At 73.9% G+C, this 17,773-nt stretch carries 17 protein-coding genes; 7 read left to right on the top strand and 10 right to left on the bottom strand.

Translation table 11 applies throughout. From position 1 onward, the window contains the following. Positions 1-272: 272 nt before the first annotated feature. The 3 genes from BU198_RS36400 to BU198_RS36410 all read right to left on the bottom strand — a co-directional run bounded on the left by BU198_RS36400 (position 273) and on the right by BU198_RS36410 (position 3,684). Positions 273-1,160 carry a carbohydrate ABC transporter permease gene (locus tag BU198_RS36400; RefSeq protein WP_317620475.1) on the bottom strand — a complete coding sequence of 296 codons (888 nt, stop codon included), beginning with the start codon at positions 1,158-1,160 and terminating at the stop codon, positions 273-275. Beyond that, a complete protein-coding gene (locus BU198_RS36405) occupies positions 1,157-2,134 on the bottom strand; it encodes a carbohydrate ABC transporter permease (protein WP_188301084.1) in 978 nt (325 codons plus the stop codon). Before BU198_RS36405 ends, BU198_RS36400 begins: the two co-directional genes overlap by 4 nt. 239 nt (positions 2,135-2,373) lie before the next feature. Next, a complete protein-coding gene (locus BU198_RS36410) occupies positions 2,374-3,684 on the bottom strand; it encodes an extracellular solute-binding protein (protein ID WP_188301085.1) in 1,311 nt (436 codons plus the stop codon). Positions 3,685-4,010: 326 nt separating this feature from the next. Here BU198_RS36410 and BU198_RS36415 point away from each other — a divergent pair, with 326 nt between their 5' ends. Beyond that, complete coding sequence (locus tag BU198_RS36415) at positions 4,011-4,817, top strand: IclR family transcriptional regulator (protein WP_188301086.1); 807 nt, start codon at positions 4,011-4,013, stop codon at positions 4,815-4,817. A gap of 277 nt (positions 4,818-5,094) precedes the next feature. Here BU198_RS36415 and BU198_RS36420 read toward each other — a convergent pair whose 3' ends face one another. Continuing rightward, on the bottom strand, positions 5,095-5,622 hold the full coding sequence (locus tag BU198_RS36420) for a universal stress protein (protein WP_188301087.1): 528 nt from the start codon (positions 5,620-5,622) through the stop codon (positions 5,095-5,097). Positions 5,623-5,762: 140 nt separating this feature from the next. Beyond that, positions 5,763-6,464, bottom strand: a complete 702-nt coding sequence (locus tag BU198_RS36425; protein WP_188301088.1) for a TetR/AcrR family transcriptional regulator — start codon at positions 6,462-6,464, stop codon at positions 5,763-5,765. A gap of 283 nt (positions 6,465-6,747) precedes the next feature. Here BU198_RS36425 and BU198_RS36430 point away from each other — a divergent pair, with 283 nt between their 5' ends. Together BU198_RS36430 and BU198_RS36435 are read left to right on the top strand one after the other, a co-directional pair. After that, positions 6,748-8,253: a carboxyl transferase domain-containing protein gene (locus BU198_RS36430; protein ID WP_223245426.1), complete on the top strand. Its 1,506-nt coding sequence runs from the start codon at positions 6,748-6,750 to the stop codon at positions 8,251-8,253. 545 nt (positions 8,254-8,798) lie between these two features. Further along, positions 8,799-9,173: a transglycosylase SLT domain-containing protein gene (locus BU198_RS36435; RefSeq protein WP_223245427.1), complete on the top strand. Its 375-nt coding sequence runs from the start codon at positions 8,799-8,801 to the stop codon at positions 9,171-9,173. Positions 9,174-9,404: 231 nt separating this feature from the next. Here the strand turns inward: BU198_RS36435 and BU198_RS36440 are convergent, their stop codons facing one another. After that, entirely contained in the window at positions 9,405-9,863 is a 459-nt protein-coding gene (locus BU198_RS36440) for an HD domain-containing protein (protein WP_188301090.1), read from the bottom strand. Between the two features lie 206 nt (positions 9,864-10,069). Here BU198_RS36440 and BU198_RS36445 point away from each other — a divergent pair, with 206 nt between their 5' ends. Further along, positions 10,070-10,996: an AEC family transporter gene (locus tag BU198_RS36445; protein WP_188301091.1), complete on the top strand. Its 927-nt coding sequence runs from the start codon at positions 10,070-10,072 to the stop codon at positions 10,994-10,996. A gap of 59 nt (positions 10,997-11,055) precedes the next feature. Here the strand turns inward: BU198_RS36445 and BU198_RS36450 are convergent, their stop codons facing one another. Next, on the bottom strand, positions 11,056-11,490 hold the full coding sequence (locus BU198_RS36450; protein WP_188301099.1) for a MarR family winged helix-turn-helix transcriptional regulator: 435 nt from the start codon (positions 11,488-11,490) through the stop codon (positions 11,056-11,058). Between the two features lie 154 nt (positions 11,491-11,644). Between BU198_RS36450 and BU198_RS36455 the strand changes: the two genes are divergently transcribed. Next, positions 11,645-12,526: an alpha/beta fold hydrolase gene (locus BU198_RS36455; protein ID WP_188301092.1), complete on the top strand. Its 882-nt coding sequence runs from the start codon at positions 11,645-11,647 to the stop codon at positions 12,524-12,526. Between the two features lie 647 nt (positions 12,527-13,173). Here the strand turns inward: BU198_RS36455 and BU198_RS36460 are convergent. Next, complete coding sequence (locus BU198_RS36460) at positions 13,174-13,437, bottom strand: dsRBD fold-containing protein (RefSeq protein ID WP_188301093.1); 264 nt, start codon at positions 13,435-13,437, stop codon at positions 13,174-13,176. Between the two features lie 266 nt (positions 13,438-13,703). Here BU198_RS36460 and BU198_RS36465 point away from each other — a divergent pair, with 266 nt between their 5' ends. Further along, the gene (locus BU198_RS36465; RefSeq protein WP_317620476.1) at positions 13,704-14,723 is read left to right on the top strand and encodes a DMT family transporter; all 1,020 of its coding nucleotides are present in this window, start codon (positions 13,704-13,706) and stop codon (positions 14,721-14,723) included. A gap of 6 nt (positions 14,724-14,729) precedes the next feature. Then, positions 14,730-15,413 (top strand): DUF6629 family protein, encoded by a 684-nt coding sequence (locus tag BU198_RS36470; protein ID WP_188301094.1) that lies wholly within the window; start codon positions 14,730-14,732, stop codon positions 15,411-15,413. Positions 15,414-15,427: 14 nt separating this feature from the next. Here BU198_RS36470 and BU198_RS36475 read toward each other — a convergent pair whose 3' ends face one another. Together BU198_RS36475 and BU198_RS36480 are read right to left on the bottom strand one after the other, a co-directional pair. Then, positions 15,428-16,768 carry an MFS transporter gene (locus tag BU198_RS36475; protein WP_188301095.1) on the bottom strand — a complete coding sequence of 447 codons (1,341 nt, stop codon included), beginning with the start codon at positions 16,766-16,768 and terminating at the stop codon, positions 15,428-15,430. After that, positions 16,765-17,385: an ArsR/SmtB family transcription factor gene (locus BU198_RS36480; RefSeq protein ID WP_188301096.1), complete on the bottom strand. Its 621-nt coding sequence runs from the start codon at positions 17,383-17,385 to the stop codon at positions 16,765-16,767. Before BU198_RS36480 ends, BU198_RS36475 begins: the two co-directional genes overlap by 4 nt. Positions 17,386-17,773: the final 388 nt, after the last annotated feature.

Consider the following 17,773-nt stretch of genomic DNA (forward strand, 5'->3'; position numbering starts at 1 on the left):
GACGGCGGCCCGGCTGCGCGCCCTCGGCGGCAGCGTGCTCGGCGGGCCCGTGCCGACGCCGTTCGGCCGTACCTCGCTGGTCAGGGACGACGCCGGCGCGGAGTTCGTGCTGGTCGCCGTCCCGGCCCGCGGTTCCGCGGCGGCGGCCTGAGCCGCGACGGCCGAAGGCCCTGAGCCGGTGGGCCGGTGGGCCGGTGGCCCGCCGGGGCCCCGGACGACTGCGGGAGTCCCGGCCGGCCGCGGGACTCCCGAGTGCTCCGGACCGTCCGAGGTCAGTCCTTCACCGCGCCGGCCAGCCCGGAGACCAGCTTGCGCTGCACCGCGATGAAGAAGATCAGCACCGGCACGGTCATCAGCGTGGACGCCGCCATGATGCCGCCCCAGTCGTTCTCGTCCGGCTTGAAGAACACCAGCAGCGCCGAGGGCAGCGTCTGGTTGTCGGTGGCGCTGATGATGAAGGTCTTGGCGAAGACGAAGTCGTTCCACGCCGCGATGAAGGAGAACACGCTGGTCGCCGCGAGGCCGGGCGCCACCAGCGGCAGCAGGATCCGCCACAGGATGCGGGTCCGGCTGGCCCCGTCGATCTGCGCCGCCTCCTCGATCGAGACCGGGACGGCCGCGACGAAGCCGCGCATCATCCAGATCCCGAACGGCAGCGAGAACGCCAGCTGCACCAGGATCAGCGAGGCCAGGGTGTTCAGCCCGATCCCCGGGGCGACCTGCCCGGCGTCGCGGAACATGAAGAACAGCGGGATGGTCAGCGCCTCGACCGGGATCATCTGGGCGATCAGGAACATCACCATGATGGTGGTGCGGAACCTGAACCTGAACCTGGTCACGGCCACCGCCGCCAGGAAGACCACGATCGCCGACAGCACCACCACCGACAGCGCGATCACCAGGCTGTTCCCGAAGTACCGGCCGAAGCCGTCCACGCTGAGCACTTGGCGGAAGCTCTCCAGCGTGGGGTGGGCGGTCCACGGCTTCGGGTCGAGCGACTGGATCTCGCCCTTGGGCTTGAAGGCCGAGAGCACCATCCAGAAGATCGGGAAGGCCGTGACCACGGCCAGCACGATCGCGCTGGTGTTGGCGGCCAGGCGCCACCGGCCGCGGGTGTTCCGGGCCGCCCTCACGCGGGCCGGGGGGTTCGCCGTGCTCACAGTTCGTTCCCCGTCCGTCGCAGGGTGCGGATGTACAGGACCGTCGGGATCACCAGGATCAGCAGCATGATCACACCGATCGCCGCGCCCAGCCCGTACTGCGAGGAGGCGAACGCCTTCTGGTACGCGTACACGTTGAGCACGAGGTTCTGGCCGGCGATGCCGCCGCCCTCGGTCATCACGTAGATCTGGGTGAAGACCTTGAAGTCCCAGATCACCGACTGGATCACCACGATGGTCAGGATCGGGCGCAGCATCGGCGCGGTGATCCGGCGGAAGGTGGTCCAGGTGTTGGCGCCGTCCAGGGCGGCGGCCTCCATGATCTCCTCCGGGATGGCCCGGATGCCCGCGTAGAGGGTGACCATCACGAACGGGAAGGAGTGCCAGACGACCACGGCGCCGACGATCAGGAACGCCGTCCACTTGTCGTAGAACCAGTTGAACTCGTGGAAGCCGGAGAGCCCGAGCCCCTCCAGGGTGTGGTTGACCAGGCCCAGGTTGGTGTCGAACAGGAAGCTCCACACCGTGGAACCGGTCATCGCGGGCGCCGCCCAGGCCGCCATCGCGGCGGTGGTCAGCACCAGCCGCGGCCACCGGCCGACCTTGGTGAGCAGCACCGCGAGGGTGGCGCCGACCGCCAGGGTCGCCACCACGCAGAACGCCGCGAAGCCGATGGTCTGGAACAGGACCGTCCAGAACTGCCGGTCCTCCAGGATCTTCGTGTAGTTGCCGAAGCCGACGAAGGAGGTCGGGACGCCGCCCGAGGCCTGGGCCTGTCCGAAGTCCAGGACGGACAGCAGGCCGAGCTGGTAGACCGGGTAGGCGACCAGCGGGATCAGGATGACCGCGGCCGGCAGGAGCAGCAGCAGCGGGGGCCGGCGGCGCCGGCCGCCCGGGGGTGCGGCCGGCGCCCTTCCCCCACGGCGCCTGTGCGGGGAAGGCGGCGCCGGGGCGGTCGAGGTGGATACGGACACGTGCGGGACCTGTTCTCTGAGACGAACCGGGAGTGGGACCGCCCGTACGCGGCCGGTGGCCGGCGGGTGCGGTGCCGGCGGCGGCGCGGCCCGTGCGCGGAGCCTCGGGGCGCAGGGCCGAGGGGCGCCGGGCCTACGGGCTCAGAGCCTCGGGGCCCAGGGCCCCGGCGCGGAAGGTCTCGGCGCCGAGGGCCCTGTGGCGCGGTGGCTCGTGGCACGCCGCCGCCGGCGGACGGCCGTCAGTGCGCGGCGAAGGCCGAGTTGATCTGCGCGGCGGCGTCGGCCGAGGCCTTGGCGACGTCCGCCTTGCCGGTGACGACCTGCTGGAACATGGTCGGGAGCACCGACTGCGCGTCGATCTGCGCCCACGCCTGGTCGAGCGGGACGAACTTGGTACCGGCCGCGATGGTGTCGGTGAACGGCTTCAGGAAGGCGTCCTTGGCCGCGACCTTGCCGCTGACGGACTTGAGCGTCGGCAGGTTGCCCATCGCGTCGTACATCTGCTCCTGGTACGCGGGGCTCGCCAGCAGCTCGGCGAACTCGACGGCCAGCGTGCGGTGCTTGGCCGCCTTCATGACGCCCAGGTTGTTGCCGCCGGCGAAGGACGGCGCGATCGACCCCGGCTTCTCGCCGGGGAACGGCACCACGCCGTACTGGCCCTTGACCGGACCCGCGTCCACCTTGCTGCGGGCGGAGTTGAGCATCACCGCCATCGACGTCTTGCCGGCCGCGAACAGGTCGATGATCTTGCCGCCGGTCAGGTCCGCGCACTGCTGGGCGGGGCAGCCGTCCGGGCCGAACAGGTCGGTGTAGCGCTTGATCCCGGCCTGCGAGGCGGGCGAGTCGATCGCCGCCTTGTACTTGCCGCCGTCCGCGGTGGCGATGTCGCCGCCCGCGTCCCAGATGAGGGGCAGCGCGCCGAAGGTGTACTTGCCGCCGACGGCGATGCCGAAGGTGTCCGGGTGCGCGGCGTGGATCTTCTGGGTGGCGGTGACCAGCTCGGCGTACGAGGTCGGCGGGGTGAGGCCGGCCTCGGTGAACAGGTCAGTGCGGTAGTACAGCGCGCGCACGCCGACCCACCAGGGCACGCCGTAGGTCTTGCCGTCCACGACGGCGGTCTTGGCGATCGCCGGGTCGAGGTCGCCCTTGTCCTTCCACCCGTCCAGCTCGGCGGTGATGTCGGCGAGGCCGCCGGCGGCGACGTAGCCGGGCAGGTCGGTGTTGCCGAACTCGACCAGGTCGGGGGCGCTGTTCGGGTCGTTGAAGGCGCCCTTCATCTTGGCCGCGCGGGCCGAGGCGTCGGTGTCGATGTAGCTGATGTTGACCGTGACGCCCTGGTGGGAGGCCTGGAACTCGGTCACGGCCTTGGTGATCACGGCCTCCTTGGCCGCGTTGCCCGCCTCGTTGTACAGCCAGACCTGCATGGTGCCGGTCCGCTCGTCGGTGGCCTTGCCGCTCGCCGGTGAGGCGGTGCCGGGGGCACAGGCGGTGGCGGCCAGGCAGCCGGCGGCGAGCACGACGGCTGCGGCGGTCCGTCCGAAGTTTCGCATGGTGGAGACCTCCCCTCCCGACAGCTGCCGCCGAGACGCGCACCGCGGGGGGCGGGCGCGTCGAAGCAGGCCCTGACCGGGGCCGATGGTGGGTGAAGTGGTGGGGGTACGGCAGGGCGCAGTGCTCGGGTGGGGCGACGTCGCCTGCTCGATGGCAGGGACGTTAGGCGGGGGCGATCCGCCCCAACAAGAGGGGATTGACCAAAGTTTTGCACTGCACAACGTTGTATCGAAGATACGGCGATCAGGTCGCGAACGGGTACGTTCTGACAACCGCCGCCAACCCGCGGGGGAACACCGGCAGAACAAGATCAGGGAACGGACCCATGACGGAGACGGCGCCCAAGAAACCCGCGACCGAACGCAACCAGTCCTCCTCGCTGCGCCGCGCGCTCGCCGTCCTCGGCTACGTCCGCGACCACAGCGACGGGCGCGGCGTCCCGCTCGCCCAGCTCGCCGACGGACTCGGCCTCAACAAGAGCACCGTGCTGCGGCTGGCCGGCCCCCTGCTCGACGAGCACCTGCTCGACCGGGACCGCGAGACCGGCTGGTTCCGGCTCGGCCACGGCTCGCTGCGGCTCGGCCAGGCCTACCTGACCACCCTCGACCTGCGCAGCGTCGCCGCCGAGCACCTGCGCCGGCTCCAGCGCGAGGCGGGCGAGACCGTCCACCTGACCGTCTGGCAGGCCCCCGGGATCGTCTACCTGGACAAGGTCGAGGACGAGACCAACGTCCGGATGGCCTCACGGGTCGGCAGCCGGGCCCCCGCCTACTGCACCGCCACCGGAAAGGCGATCCTCGCCTGGCTGCCCGAGGAGGCCGTCGGCGAGGTGGTCACGGCCGGCCTGCGCCCGGTGACCGCCTGGACCATCTCCGACGAACCCCGGCTGCGCGCCGACCTGGCCCGCATCCGCGCCCGCGGCTACTCGATCGACGACCGCGAGAACGAACCCGAGGTGCGCTGCGTCGCCGCCCCGATCTTCGACCACACCGGCGAGGTGACGGCCGCCCTGTCCGTCTCCGGCCTCACCTCGCGGATGACCGCCGCCAGGGTCCGCGCCCTCGGCCCGGTGGTCGCCCAGGTCGGCCTGCGGATCTCCCGCGAACTGGGCTCCGACCGCCAGCCGTCCTGAGCGCCGGCGCTTCCCGCGTCCGGGCACGCGAACGGGGCCCGGCGCCGTTTCGATGGCGCCGGACCCCGTCCGACCATGGAGCGCCAGGCCCGGATCGCACGGACTCTTCCTACTGAAAGTAGGACGTGCTCTGGTAGCACCGCTGACGCCTGACGAGGAATCACTCCCTCGCGACGAGAAGAACAGTATCAGCCAGGTGATCGTTCACCGAATCGGAGGGAAACCCCGCATTCCACGCGGTCACCGGGCCTCCCCTGTCTCCCCGGCCTCCCCGGCCTCAGTTCCCCGCGACCGGCACCCCCGGTCCGTGGCCGCGCTCCAGCTCCTCCAGGTCCCGCTGCAACGGCGGGCGCGGGACGGCCAGGACCGGGCAGGACGCGTGGCGGACGCAGTACGCGGTGACCGAGGGGTGCACCAGCCGGGCGAGGCGGCCGCGTTCCCGGCCCGAGCCGAGGACGAGCAGGTCTCCGGGCCGGTCGGCGCACCGCACCAGCGTGTGGCCGGTGTCGCCGCGCACCGTCTGGCAGCGCAGCCGAACGCCCGCGTAGCGACCGGCGAAGGCCTCGTCGAGGGCCTTCCGCAGCCGGGCCACGGCGGCGTCGCGGCCGGCGTCGATCACCGGCGGGCAGGGAGTGCGGCGGTACCCGAGTTCGTCGCCCGGCGGCGTCCAGCAGAGCACCGCGAGCACCTCGGCGTCCGTCCGGCGGGCCTCGGCCACCGCGTGGTGCAGCGCCGCGAGGCTGCCGAGCGAGCCGCTGACGCCGACCACGATCCGGCCCTCGTCCGCACCACCACTGTCCGTCATGGCCCCGTCCCTCGTCTCGTCGCCCGGTCCGCCTCCCAGCAAAGCGGCGGGTACCGGTGCGGCTTCGCTTCGTTGACGCGGCTCTGACGCGGGGCCGGGCGTTCCGTACGCGTCCCTGATGCGGCGCGGGCGGAGCGTGCTCAGGCCTCCGGCGGCTCGACCGTCTCAGGCCGCTCCGGTACGTCCGCTTCCCAGAGGTCCGCGAACATCCGGTCCAGGTGCTCCTCCCCGACCGGCGGGACCGGCAGCGGGTGGGCGGCCCGGGTGCGGAAGCCGTCGAGCAGCAGGGCGAGGTAGCGGCGCCAGAGGTCGGAGCGCAGCTCGGTGGCGGCGGGCAGCGCGCGGCAGAGCGGGCCGAGCAGGAACAGCAGGTCCATGGTGACCACGTCGCGGCGCATGCTGCCCTGCTCCTGGGCGCGGGCGATCAGGGTGCCGACCGTGGCGGCGTGCTGCCGGCTGATCTCGGTCATGCCGGGGATGACCGGGATGGCCTGGGTGACCAGGTCGTTGATGCCCCGGTCGGCGGCGACCAGCTCGAAGATCATCCCGAAGTACCGTTCGAGGCCGTTCCAGGCGTCCTCGGCGGCGAGTGCTTCCTCGCCCGCGGCGGCCAGGCCGGCCCCGGCGTCCGCGAACACCTCGCCGATCAGCGCCTCGCGGGTCGGGAAGTGCCGGTAGAGGGTGGCGTTGCCGACGCCGGCCTCCTTGGCGATCTGGTCCAGCGGCACGTCCAGGCCGTGCCGGGAGAACATGTCGCGGGCGGCGGCGAGCAGCAGGTCGCGGTTGCGCTGCGCGTCTCGCCGGAGCCTCCCCGGGGGGTTGGCGCTGCTCGGTGGTGCCATGCCTCCGACCCTAGCAAGTGCCAGACGGATCCACCCGACGCCGCCGCCCCGGCCTTCGAATTCCCCCAACTGTCCTGTCGCACAGGCGAGATGGCCGGATCGTGGACGGCCGCGACCTCGGCGGGGAAACGTGCCGGGTCGCCGCCGTCCTCCTGCCGGAGCGGTCCCGTCGGCCCGTCCCGGCTGCCCGCCCCCGTGCCCGTGCCGGCGCTCGCCGCACCCGGATCGCGCCGCATAGAGTGGCGGATCACGGCAGGCCGGCACGATCTCCGACGGGGTGGGCATGGGTACGGGCGCGGGCACGGCACTGACGGCCCACCAGCTGATCGGGCTGCTGGTCGATCCGGACGGCTTCCACGGCTGGGACGAGCCGCCGGCCGTCGATCAGGCCGACCCCGGCTACCGCGCCTCGCTCGACCGCGCCCGCGAACGGACCGGCCTGGACGAGGCCGTCCTCACCGGCCTCGGCCTGATCGACGGCCGGCCGGTCGCCCTGATCGCCTCCGAGTTCGGCTTCCTCGGCGGCTCGATCGGCGTCGCCACCGCGGAACGGATCACCCGCGCCGTCGAGCGCGCCACCGCCGAGCGGCTGCCGCTGCTCGCCCTGCCGGTCTCCGGCGGCACGCGGATGCAGGAGGGCTCGGCGGCCTTCCTCTGCATGCTGCGGATCACCGCCGCCGTCCAGGCGCACCGCGCGGCCGGCCTCCCCTACCTCAGCTACCTGCGCAACCCCACCATGGGCGGGGTCTTCGCCTCCTGGGGCACGCTCGGCCAGCTGGTGTTCGCCGAGCCCGGCGCCCGGCTCGGCTTCCTCGGCCCGCGCGTGTACGAGGAACTGCGCGGTGTGGAGCTGCCGCCGGACGTCCAGCGGGCCGAGACGCTCGCCGCCCGGGGACTGGTGGACGCCGTGGTGCCGCCGCAGGAGCTGCGCGAGCTGCTCCGCCGCACGCTCGCCGTCCTCGGCACCACCCCGCCCTCCCCTCCCACGGCCCCCCGCACGGACACCACGGCCGCCCCCGGGCGCCCCGACGCCTGGGACTCCGTCCTCCGCACCCGGCGCCCCGACCGCCCCGGCACCCGCGAGCTGCTGCGGCACACCGCCGAGGAGCTGGTGCTGCTGGACGCCCCCGGCGGGCGCGGCGGGGCGCTGGTCCGGGCACTGGCCGTGCTCGGCGGGCACCCCGTCCTGGTGGTCGGCCAGCAGCGGCGGACCCCCGAGCACGAGCGCCCCTTCACCGCCGCCGACCTGCGGGCCGTACGGCGCACCGCGCGCCTGGCCGAGCAGCTCGGCCTGCCGCTGGTCACCGTGGTGGACACGGCCGGCGCCGAGCTGTCCGCCCAGGCCGAGCTGGAGGGCATCGCGGTGGAGATCGCGCACTGCCTGACCACCCTGCTCGCGCTGCGCACGCCCGTCCTGGCGGTGCTGCTCGGCCAGGGCTCGGGCGGCGGGGCGCTCGCCCTGCTCCCGGCCGACCGGGTGATCGCCGCCGAGCACGCCTGGCTGGCGCCGCTGCCGCCGGAGGGCGCCTCGGCGATCGTCCACCGGGACGGTGCGCACGCCGCCGAGCTGGCCCGTTCCCAGGGGATCGGGGCGCGGCACCTGGCCGAGGTCGGCCTGGTCGACGAGGTGGTCCCGGAGCTGCCGGACGCCGCCGAGGAGCCGGCGGCCTTCTGCGCACGGCTCGGGCAGGCCGTCAGTACGGCGCTCGGCGGCCTGGCGTCGGCCACCGGAGCGGACCTGCTCGCGGCCAGGGCCGCCCGGCACCGGCGACTGGGCGACCTCCGCTGACCCCCGGCGCGGCCTGCACCCACGCGCGACCGCGCGACCACGGCCGACCGACTGACCGGCCGACCACCGCGACGGTGTGGCGCCGGTCTCAGCGCGGGGTTGATCGCCTGTACCCAACGTGCTGCGCCCGGACCGGCGTGTGACGTCCACGGAGGCCAGGACGGTGAGTGCGCTCACACGTGATCAACGACCACGACGGACGGTAGTAGACACCGGCGGGGCGCCGGACCCGTCCTCGCGGCCCCCGCGTTCGCGCAGCTCAACGCCGGTCGGCAGGCTCCGTGCCGTGGCCCCTTCGAATCCACGGCAGGCTCTTCCGTACGACCGCGGGTCGTAACGAAGGGGTCTTGGCGACGGCCGATCCGGTCTGCCAACAATGGCTCTCGTCGTCAGCCGCACCGGCACCTGTCCCGCCGGTGAACGGCTTGCTGCCGAGTCACGCCCCGCGACCGTTCCGGCCCCTGTCCGGCCGTGGTCCAGGGCGGGGAGTGACCCGGCCCAACCCGATTGAGGTCCTGTTCTTCATGCCCGCTTTCAAGCTCCGCATGCGTACTTCCGCCGCGATTCTCGCCGGTGCCGCCGGTCTGACCGCCCTGGGCGCGGGTGTCCTGCCCGCCACCGCGAACGCCGCCACCGCCTCCCCGCAGGCCATCGCCGCCCAGATCGTCCCGGCCAACCAGCTGGCCGCCTTCAGCCAGATCATCGCCCACGAGTCGAGCTGGAACGTCACCGCGACCAACCCGAGCTCGGGCGCGTACGGCCTGGCCCAGGCGCTGCCGGGCTCCAAGATGGCCTCGGCCGGTGCGGACTGGAAGACCAACCCGACCACCCAGATCAAGTGGGCGCTGGACTACATGAACAGCCGCTACGGCAGCCCGAACGCCGCCTGGTCCTTCTGGCAGTCCAACCACTGGTACTAAGCCGGCCCCATCGGCTCACCAGCCTCAGCCCGTCACCTGACCACTCCCCCTCACCCCGGGGGTCGGACAGGGACCACCGGGGTGCCCGAGAGGGCCCGGACCCGCGCGACCCGCGTGGTCCGGGCCCTCTCGGGGTTCTCCGGCGGTGCGTTCCCCGGCCCGCGGCTCTCCGTGGTGGTTCCCCCGCGGGCCCGGCTCGTCGGCTACGGCTCGTCGGTTACAGCTTGTCGGTTACAGCTCGCCGGTGAGCCCGAGCAGCTCGCGCATCCGCGCGTACTTGGCGACCAGCCGCTCGGCGGTCGCCGGGTCCAGCGAGGCGAGACGGACCGGATCGGAGTTGTGCGCCAGGTCCGCGCGCTTGACCAGCAGCGCGCCCGGCGTGGCCAGGATGCGCCCGGTGTACTCCTCGACCGGCTCATCCGGGCGCCGGGTGAGCGCGTCCACGATCGCCTTGGTCTCCTCCGGCAGCGCGGCCCGGGCCAGCCACTCCCGGCTCAGCCGGTCGTCCTCGACGGTGTCGTGCAGCCACCCCGCCGCGACCTGCGCCGCACTGCCACCGCGCGCCGCCGTCCCGTGGGCGACCGCCGCGATGTGCTCGCCGTACGGGTGGCCGTTCTTGTCCACCTGCCCCTGATGGGCCCGGCGGGCGATCGCCTCCACCTCGGACAGGCTCAGGTACTGGTCCTCCATCGGCTCATCGTATGCCCGGGCGGCGGAGCGCCGCGGCCGTACCGGCTGGCGTGCTCGCGACAGACCCGTTGATCATCCCGCCTCCGGCCACTGGTTTACTGCCCCGGGGGTTCACGGCTTCGGGGGGTACCGCGCCCGGGAGTTGACGCCCCCGACGGGAGACCCCCGTCGCACCAGGCTGATCCGCCCGAGCGATCCGAGGAACCATGCCGGCCCTGCACCCCCTGCTGTCCGCCTTCACGCCGATCTGGGTACTCACCGGCGTCGGCTACGTCGTCGGCCGCAGCGGGCTGCTCGGGCCCCAGGCCGAGACGGTGCTCAACCGGTTCGTCTTCCACGTGGCGATGCCGGCCGCGCTGTTCCTGATGATCGCCCGCACCCCGCTGGACCGGTTCGCCAACGCCTCGATGCTCGCCTTCGCGGCCGGCACCCTCGTCACGATCGGCCTCGGGCTGCTCGCCGGGCGGCTGTTCTTCCACCGCAAGCCGGGCGAACTGACCATCGGCGCGATGGCCTCCGGATACGTCAACTCGGCGAACCTCGGCATCCCGGTGACCATGCAGGTCCTCGGCGACGCCTCCTTCGTGGCACCCGTGGTGCTGTTCCAGATCCTGCTGGTCACCCCAGCCATCCTGGCCGTCCTGGACGGTGGCGCGGCCGGCCGCCGGGCACTGCTCACCCTGCCCGTGCGCAACCCGATCCTGCTGGCCACCGCGCTCGGCGCCGCCGCCTCGGCGACCGGCGTGCACCTGCCCGCCGAGCTGAACCGTTCCTTCGACCTGCTCGGCGGCGCGGCGGTCCCCACCGCCCTGATCACCCTCGGCATCTCGCTGCACAACCGCCCGCCGGCGGACGGCCGCCCGCACCGTACCGAGGTCGGGCTGACCGTCGTGCTCAAGACCCTGATCCAGCCGCTCGTCGCACTCGCCGTGGCCGGCCCGCTGCTACACCTGCCCACGCACCAACTGCTCACCGTGGTGCTGTTCTCCGCGCTGCCCACCGCACAGAACGTCTACACCTACGCCCGCGAGTACCAGCAGGGCGCCGCCCTGGCCAGGGACGCGGTGCTCTGGTCGACGCTGGTGTCGATGGCGACGCTCTCGGCGATCAGCTGGACCCTCGGGCCCGCGTAGCCCACCGCCCCCGCGTCCGCCTCTCGCGCACCCCGCGTCCGCCCGGCGTTCCGAGGCGGTCACTCCTTCCTGGCGGTCGCCACCACCTCGGACATGGCCTCCAGGAAACGCCGGGCCGTGTCCAGCTCGCCCGGTCCGAACTGCCGCATCGCCGCGACCAGATCGCCGATCAGCCCGCCGAAGAACCCCTGTCCCAGCTCCACCGCCCGCTCCTCCACCAGCAGCCGCACCCGCCGCCGGTCCTGCGGGTCGCGCTCGCGGCGGATCAGCCCGAGCCGCTCCAGCCGGTCCACCAGACCGGTGGTGCCCGCCGAGTTCAGCCCCAACGCCTCGCCGAGCCGGCCCGGGGTGACCACCTCCCCGGCCCTGGCCGCGTCCAGGAGGTGGATCAGCGCCCGCAGGTCGGTCGGATGCAGACCGTTGCGGGCCGCGAACTCGGCTCCGAAAAGGTCGAGTTCGACCGTCAGACCACGCAGCAGGTGGACCAGCCGCATCGGCTCCGCAACCTCGGACACCCTGTCGTCCTTCCTCGGGTAGGCATGTGCCACTATTCTCTCGCTCAGCGAGATACTTGTTCCACGCGATACTCGTTCAGCGAGTGGTTCAGCTGATTCGGCACGCCATCACACCACATCCGCGGAGGCCCCGATGTCCGCCCGCACCACCGTCTCCCCCGCCCCCTTCCTCGCCGCCTACGACGCCCTGCTGGCCCGCTGGCCGGTCCCGGTCGAGGCGCTCACCGTCCGCACCGCGCACGGCACCACCCGGATCAACGCCTGCGGGCCCGCCCACGGCCGCCCGCTCGTCCTGCTGCACGGCGGCGGCGCCACCTCCACCATGTGGTTCGCCAACGCCGGCGCCTGGGCCGAGGCCGGACACCGCGTCCTCGCCGTCGACCTCATCGGCGACCCCGGCCGCAGCGTCCACGACGGCGCCGCGCTCGACGGCGTGCCCGGCCTGCTCGGCTGGCTGGACGCCGTCCTCGACGGGCTCGGCGTCCCGCAGGCCGACCTCTGCGGCCACTCGTACGGCGGCTGGATCGCCCTGGAGTACGCCCTGCACGCCCCCGCCCGGGTCGGCCGGCTCGCCCTGCTCGACCCCACCCAGTGCTTCGCCGGCTTCCGTCCCGGCTACCTGCTGCGCGCCCTCCCCCTCTTCCTCCCCCAACGCACCCCGGCCCGCGCCCGCGCCTACCTCGACTGGGAAACCGGCGACACGCCCCGCCCCGACCCCGACTGGCGCGAGCTGTACGCCCTCGGCCACGCCGGCTTCCCCGCCTCCCGCGTCGTCACCGGCCCCCGCCCCTCTCCCGGATGCCTCCGCACCCTCGCCATGCCCGTCCTCACCCTCCTCGCCGCCCACAGTCGCCCCCACTCAGCCGCCCGCGTCGCCGCCACCGCCCGCCGCGTCCTCCCGGCGGCGGACGTCGCCGTCCTCCCCGGCGTCTCCCACCACAACCTCCCCATGGCCGCCGCCCCCACGGTCAACACCCGCCTCACCGAATTCCTGGCCCCCAGCCACCGCCCCTGACCAGTCCCTGACCCACCCCGACAACCACTCCCACTCCACCCCCACTGGAAGTCGGCCGGCCCGACTTCCAGCGCACGGGCCGCCGCACGGCCGGGGACGGCCGAGACGGTCCGGCTCGCCGAACGCCGGGCGGCCGAGCCGGACCGCCAGGCCCCGGGCGGCGGCTCGGCTGAGACGTCCCCGCCCGCGAGGTGGCCAGCAGCACCTACCGCACCGCCGGGCCCGACGACGCCCTCCGCCCCCGGTGACACCAGCAGCACGCGCAAGGGCGCCGACCGGCCGGCCCTCGCCGGATCCGCAGCCGGCCAAGCGCCAAGGCGTGGTCCGGCTCGCTGCCGGTACGCGCAGTGGGCACCAGCTGGAGCCGCTCGCCCATCTCCCTGGCCGGATACACCCTTCGCCGTAAGCTCCCTGACGCCGCTCGACTGCCGATTCGCGTTCAGCAGCGGCTACCGACCCTTCCGCGCACGGCCGTTGGACGGGTGCCGGGGGCTGCGGCGACGCTCCGGCAATGGAGTCACACAACGTCGACCCGCGACCGGGTTCCACCACCGCGAAACCCTGGCACGACACAACTCCCTGCCCTGACAAGGCAGTGCGCCATCGGGTCGGCACACGTGCTCGCGCCCGGTCGGCGGTCGGTGGACTCAGTAGATCAGGTAGCCCGGGCGGTGCCCTTCGTCGTCGATCTCCCCGGTGGCCTGGACCCGCAACTTGCGGGACAGCTCCTCCAGGGCCCGGGAGGCGGCGACCTCCTCGCCGATCCTGGCGAGCGGACGGTCGTCCGCGCTCTTCTCGGACTCGCCGCGCGCGCTCAGGCCCGGCGCCCGCGCACCGGTCAGCCTGGCCTCGCACGCCGTGTGCACACCGTCTTCCTCGAAGCTCAGCTCCACGTCCCACTGGTTGTGCATGCCACACCTCCTGGCGCCGGCCCCCGTCGCCCGCCTGTCCGGACCGGCACGGACGGTGACCCGCGGCGGCCGCTCACACCAGCGTGCGCCTGCCCCGCCGTCGGCGGCAAGCGCTGCCGGAAGGCCCCGCGGTCGCCGCACCACGCGCGTGGTGCGACCGGCCCGGCCATCGCCCCGGCGGTAGGCTGACGGGAGCGGCCGCGACGGCCGACCCACCCTCGGACCCGTCGGCACGGCGCGGACAGCGACAACCTGGTGGTCCCTCCGTGGCGGTCTTCCTCCTCGCTCTCGGCGCGGCGTGCTTCCTGGGGCTCGGCTTCGTCCTCCAGCAGCACGCGGCGCAGCAAGCCCCGCGCTCCGATCTGCTGCGCTGGCGGCTGCTGCTGGACCTGATGCGGATGCCGCAGTGGCTGCTCGGCACCGGGTTCATGGTCTGCGGGTTGATCCTCTCCGCGCTCGCGCTCAACCAGGGCGAGGTGTCGCTGGTCGAGCCACTACTGGCCACCAATCTGATCTTCGCCATGGCGCTGGCCCGGGTGCTGACCCGCCAGACCCTGGGCCGTTCCGGCTGGGCCGGGGTGCTGCTGCTGGCCCTCGGGGTGACGGTCTTCATCGTGGCCGGGCGTCCGACGGGCGGCGGGCCACCGGCCGGGGAGCTGCGGCACTGGCTGGTGGTCGGCACCGTGGTCGGGCTGGTCCTGCTGCTGGTCTCGCTGGCCCGGCGGCTGCCGCTGTTCGAGGAGGCGACCCTGCTGGCGCTCGCCGCCGGACTGCTCTACGGGCTCCAGGACGCGCTCACCAGGACCACCACCCAGCGGCTCGACCACGAGGGCCTGGCCGTGGTGCTGCGCAGCTGGCAGCCGTACGCGGTGGTGGCGGCGGGCGTGGTCGGACTGCTGCTGGTGCAGAGCGCCTTCGAGGCCGCGCCGCTGCGGATGTCCCTGCCGGCGCTGACCGCCGCCCAGCCGCTGGCCGGGATCGCGTGCGCGGTGGGCTTCCTCGGCGACCGGCTGCGGGTGACCCCGGGCGCGCTGGCCTGGCAGTCGGTCGGGCTGCTGGCGATCGTGACCGGGGTGATCGTGATCGGCCGCCATCCGGCGCTGCCCGGAACCGTCCGGGACACCCTGGAGACCATCGGGGCGTTGCCGGAGGACGGACCGGAACCGGCGGACACACCGGGGAAACGGTCCACGGACGGGCCGAACGGGCCCGATGCGCCGGACAAGCCGGCCGACAGGCCGACGGGCGGGTCCGAGGAGGACGGCCGCCCCGGGAGCAGCGGTTAGGCCCCCATGTGCTGGAGCGCGCAGGCGGACGCCGTGGCCGGAGGGCTGGTCGCGGGCGTCGGGGTGGCCTGCCTGGTCCGCGCCCACCGGTCCGGACGGCCCGAGCGCCTGCCGCTCGCCGCGCTCCCCCTGGTGCTGGGCGTGCACCAGCTGATCGAGGCACTGGTCTGGCTCGGCACGGACGGCGGACTGTCGGACGGGCTCGCCGGAGCGGCCCGCACCGCCTGGGCGGTGATCGCCCTCCCGCTGCTGCCCGTCCTCGTCCCCGCCGCCGTGTGGTGCGCGACCCGCGGGCCGCGGCGACGGGTGCCGGCCGGCCTCACCCTGCTCGGCGCGGTGGTCGCCGTTCCGCTGGCCGCGGCCGTCGCCTCCCGCCCGGTGACGGCCACCGCGCACGGCCACACCCTCGGCTACGCCATCGGCATCCCGCACCCCGCCCTCCTCCTGGCCGGCTATCTCCTCGCCACCGTCGGTTCCCTCCTGCTGAGCGGCGACCGGCTGCTCCGCCGTCTCGGTGTCCTCACCGGCGCGGGCGCCATCGGCTGCGCCCTGCTCTGGCATCTCGCCTTCGTCTCCACCTGGTGCACCCTCGCGGCCCTCGTCAGCCTGCTGCTGCTCCACTGGGCCGGCCACCGGCCGACCGGCGAGGCCGCTCCGACCGCCGACCACGCAGCCGGCCGGACCCGCTGACCGGCCCTGGGGGCTCAGGCGGTGTGAGCCGTTTCCGGCGCGACGGCGGCCTCGCCGGAGGCGCCGCCCCGGAGGCGGTCCATCTCGCGCCACTCGGGCCGGAGCCCCGCCAGCGTCGTGGTCGCGAAGTACACGGCACCGGCCGCGATCAGGCTGGGTATCAGGCCGACCAGAGCGATCGAGGCGCCGGCGGCGAGCCCGCCGAGCGGGATGCCGGCCCAGGACAGGGAGCCGCTGAGGGCGTGGACGCGGCCGAGCAGGTGGCGGGGCACCCGCTCGAAGAGCACCGCCCCGAGGATCGGGTTGAGGAAGCCGGAGCCGAAGCCGCCGATCGCGAAGACCGTGAGCACCACCCACATGGGCGCGCCCAGGGCGAGCACCAGGAAGCGCGGCGCACCGCAGAGCAGGAAGCCGGCGAAGAAGACCGTCCGACGCGGCAGCCGGGAGGCGACGGCCGCCGCGATCAGGCTGCCGAGGACCGCGGTGCCGCCCATGACCGCGGCGGTCAGGCCGATGCCGGCCGGGCCGTTGCCCGACTCCCGCGCCCAGACCGGGACGAGCACGCTGACGAATCCGGCGTCGATCAGGTTGGTGATGCCGATCATCACGATCACGGTGAGCAGCAGCGGCTCCGACCGCAGGAACGTGAATCCCTCGCGGAACATCCGCCAGTAGCCCGCGGGCTGCTCCTGCTCGGCCGGGCCGGCGTCCGTGACCGGCACCGCCGAGCGCCCCATGCCGCGCGGCAGGGCGACCGCGATGATCAGCGACCCGAGCGCGAAGGTGCCCGCGTTGACCGCCACACCGGCCAGCGGGCCCACCAGGGCGACCAGGCCGCCGCCGACCGCGGGGCCGATCGTCGAGGCCAACCGCTCGGTGACGCCCGACAGTCCGGTGGCGCGCTCCATCGGCACCCGGGCGTGGTCGGCCGCCTCCGGGACCATGACGGACTTGGCGAGGTCCCCCGGGCCCCGCATCGCCCCGATCACCGCGACCATCACCAGCAGCACCCAGAACGGCATCAGCCCGCGCGCGTGCAGCAGTGGGATCAGCCCGGCCGCGACGGCGCTGACCGCGTCCGTCGTCCAGGACACCACCCGCGGCCCGAGCCGGTCCACCAGCGGCCCGGTCAGCGCCTTGACCGCCACGTACGGCGCCATCTCGGCGAAGGCGACCAGTCCGGTCATGGTGGCGCTGCCGGTGGTCGCCAGGACGAACCAGGGCAGGGCGATGGCCGAGACGCGCGTCCCGGTCACGGAGACGGCCGTGGCGGTCAGCACCCCGGCCAGCGGCCGGAAGCTGCGGCCCGGCCCGTCGACGGCGGTTCTCGTGACGGTGGTCGTGCCGCCGGTCATGTGGTTCCCCCCTCGTCGGTGCCGCCGCGCACGTCCGGCAGGACGTGGAAGACGACGGATACCTGCTCCGATCCCTCCGGGACCGGCCCCTCGGCGCCCACCCAGCGGTAGCGCCTGATCACCTCGTTCAACTCGCCGGACAGCCGCTCGGCCTCGGCGGGCGTCAGCTGGAGCACCAGGTCGCTCAGGTTCACGGCCTTGCGCCAGTCGCGCGGCAGCGCCTCGAAGGCGTCCAGCGAGCGCTCGGCCGCCAGGGTGTGCGCGGCCAGAACGGACCGGAGGTAGCCGGCGGCCTCGCCCAGCTCGTCGTCGGCCATGTCGTCCACCGTCCAGACCGTGACGCGGTGGGCCGAACGCCACCAGCGCTCCCGGGCGTTGCCCCGTGCCTCGTCCTCCTCCACGAAGCCCGCGGCGGCGAGCTGGCGCAGGTGGTAGCTGGTCGCGCCGGAGTTGAGCCCCAGCTCCGCGGCGAGCCGGGTCGCCGTGGAGGGGCCGTACTTGCGCAGCATCCCCACCACCCGCAGCCGCACCGGGTGCGCCATCGCCCGCATGCTCTCGGCGGTGAGGGCGATGCTGCGCTGGTCATCGCCGTGCTTCCAGCCCTGCTCTTCGGTCATGGCAGGAGACTAGAACCGCAAAGGACTCTTTGCAAAGGATTTTTTGCGAACGAACCTTTGCGAAGGATCCGCTGCGGTCGAGCGCCGAGGAGGAGGACGCCGCCCCTCGGCCCCGCCGGACGGCGGGTGCCCGCCGGCCGCTCGGCGGGGGCCGGCGGGCGGACCGCGTCCCGGAGCGGGATTGTCACCCGGACGGCCTAGGCGCAGGCTGGCAGGGAGGGCCCGGACAACGGCCCGCCCCGGTCGGCCGCGGAACCGATGACGGCCGCCGGGAAGCACGAGGGGCAGGACGATGGCACGCCGGAGACTCTGGGGCTACGTCGCATCGGGGGCCCGGGCGCTCGGCGCGTTCGGCACGTTCGGCGGCACCGCCGGCGCGGGCGGCACC

Source organism: Streptomyces sp. CBMA156, from assembly GCF_014596515.1.
GTDB lineage: Bacteria > Actinomycetota > Actinomycetes > Streptomycetales > Streptomycetaceae > Kitasatospora.

Bases quoted from the DNA above. Each gene is read 5' to 3' on its own strand.
- BU198_RS36430 (WP_223245426.1), top strand. From the start codon at position 6,748: ATGGGTACGGGCGCGGGCACGGCACTGACGGCCCACCAGCTGATCGGG.
- BU198_RS36470 (WP_188301094.1), top strand. From the start codon at position 14,730: ATGTGCTGGAGCGCGCAGGCGGACGCCGTGGCCGGAGGGCTGGTCGCG.
- BU198_RS36450 (WP_188301099.1), bottom strand. From the start codon at position 11,490: ATGCGGCTGGTCCACCTGCTGCGTGGTCTGACGGTCGAACTCGACCTT.
- BU198_RS36480 (WP_188301096.1), bottom strand. From the start codon at position 17,385: ATGACCGAAGAGCAGGGCTGGAAGCACGGCGATGACCAGCGCAGCATC.
- BU198_RS36420 (WP_188301087.1), bottom strand. From the start codon at position 5,622: ATGACGGACAGTGGTGGTGCGGACGAGGGCCGGATCGTGGTCGGCGTC.
- BU198_RS36435 (WP_223245427.1), top strand. From the start codon at position 8,799: ATGCGTACTTCCGCCGCGATTCTCGCCGGTGCCGCCGGTCTGACCGCC.
- BU198_RS36425 (WP_188301088.1), bottom strand. From the start codon at position 6,464: ATGGCACCACCGAGCAGCGCCAACCCCCCGGGGAGGCTCCGGCGAGAC.
- BU198_RS36440 (WP_188301090.1), bottom strand. From the start codon at position 9,863: ATGGAGGACCAGTACCTGAGCCTGTCCGAGGTGGAGGCGATCGCCCGC.
- BU198_RS36460 (WP_188301093.1), bottom strand. From the start codon at position 13,437: ATGCACAACCAGTGGGACGTGGAGCTGAGCTTCGAGGAAGACGGTGTG.
- BU198_RS36445 (WP_188301091.1), top strand. From the start codon at position 10,070: ATGCCGGCCCTGCACCCCCTGCTGTCCGCCTTCACGCCGATCTGGGTA.
- BU198_RS36410 (WP_188301085.1), bottom strand. From the start codon at position 3,684: ATGCGAAACTTCGGACGGACCGCCGCAGCCGTCGTGCTCGCCGCCGGC.
- BU198_RS36415 (WP_188301086.1), top strand. From the start codon at position 4,011: ATGACGGAGACGGCGCCCAAGAAACCCGCGACCGAACGCAACCAGTCC.
- BU198_RS36455 (WP_188301092.1), top strand. From the start codon at position 11,645: ATGTCCGCCCGCACCACCGTCTCCCCCGCCCCCTTCCTCGCCGCCTAC.
- BU198_RS36475 (WP_188301095.1), bottom strand. From the start codon at position 16,768: ATGACCGGCGGCACGACCACCGTCACGAGAACCGCCGTCGACGGGCCG.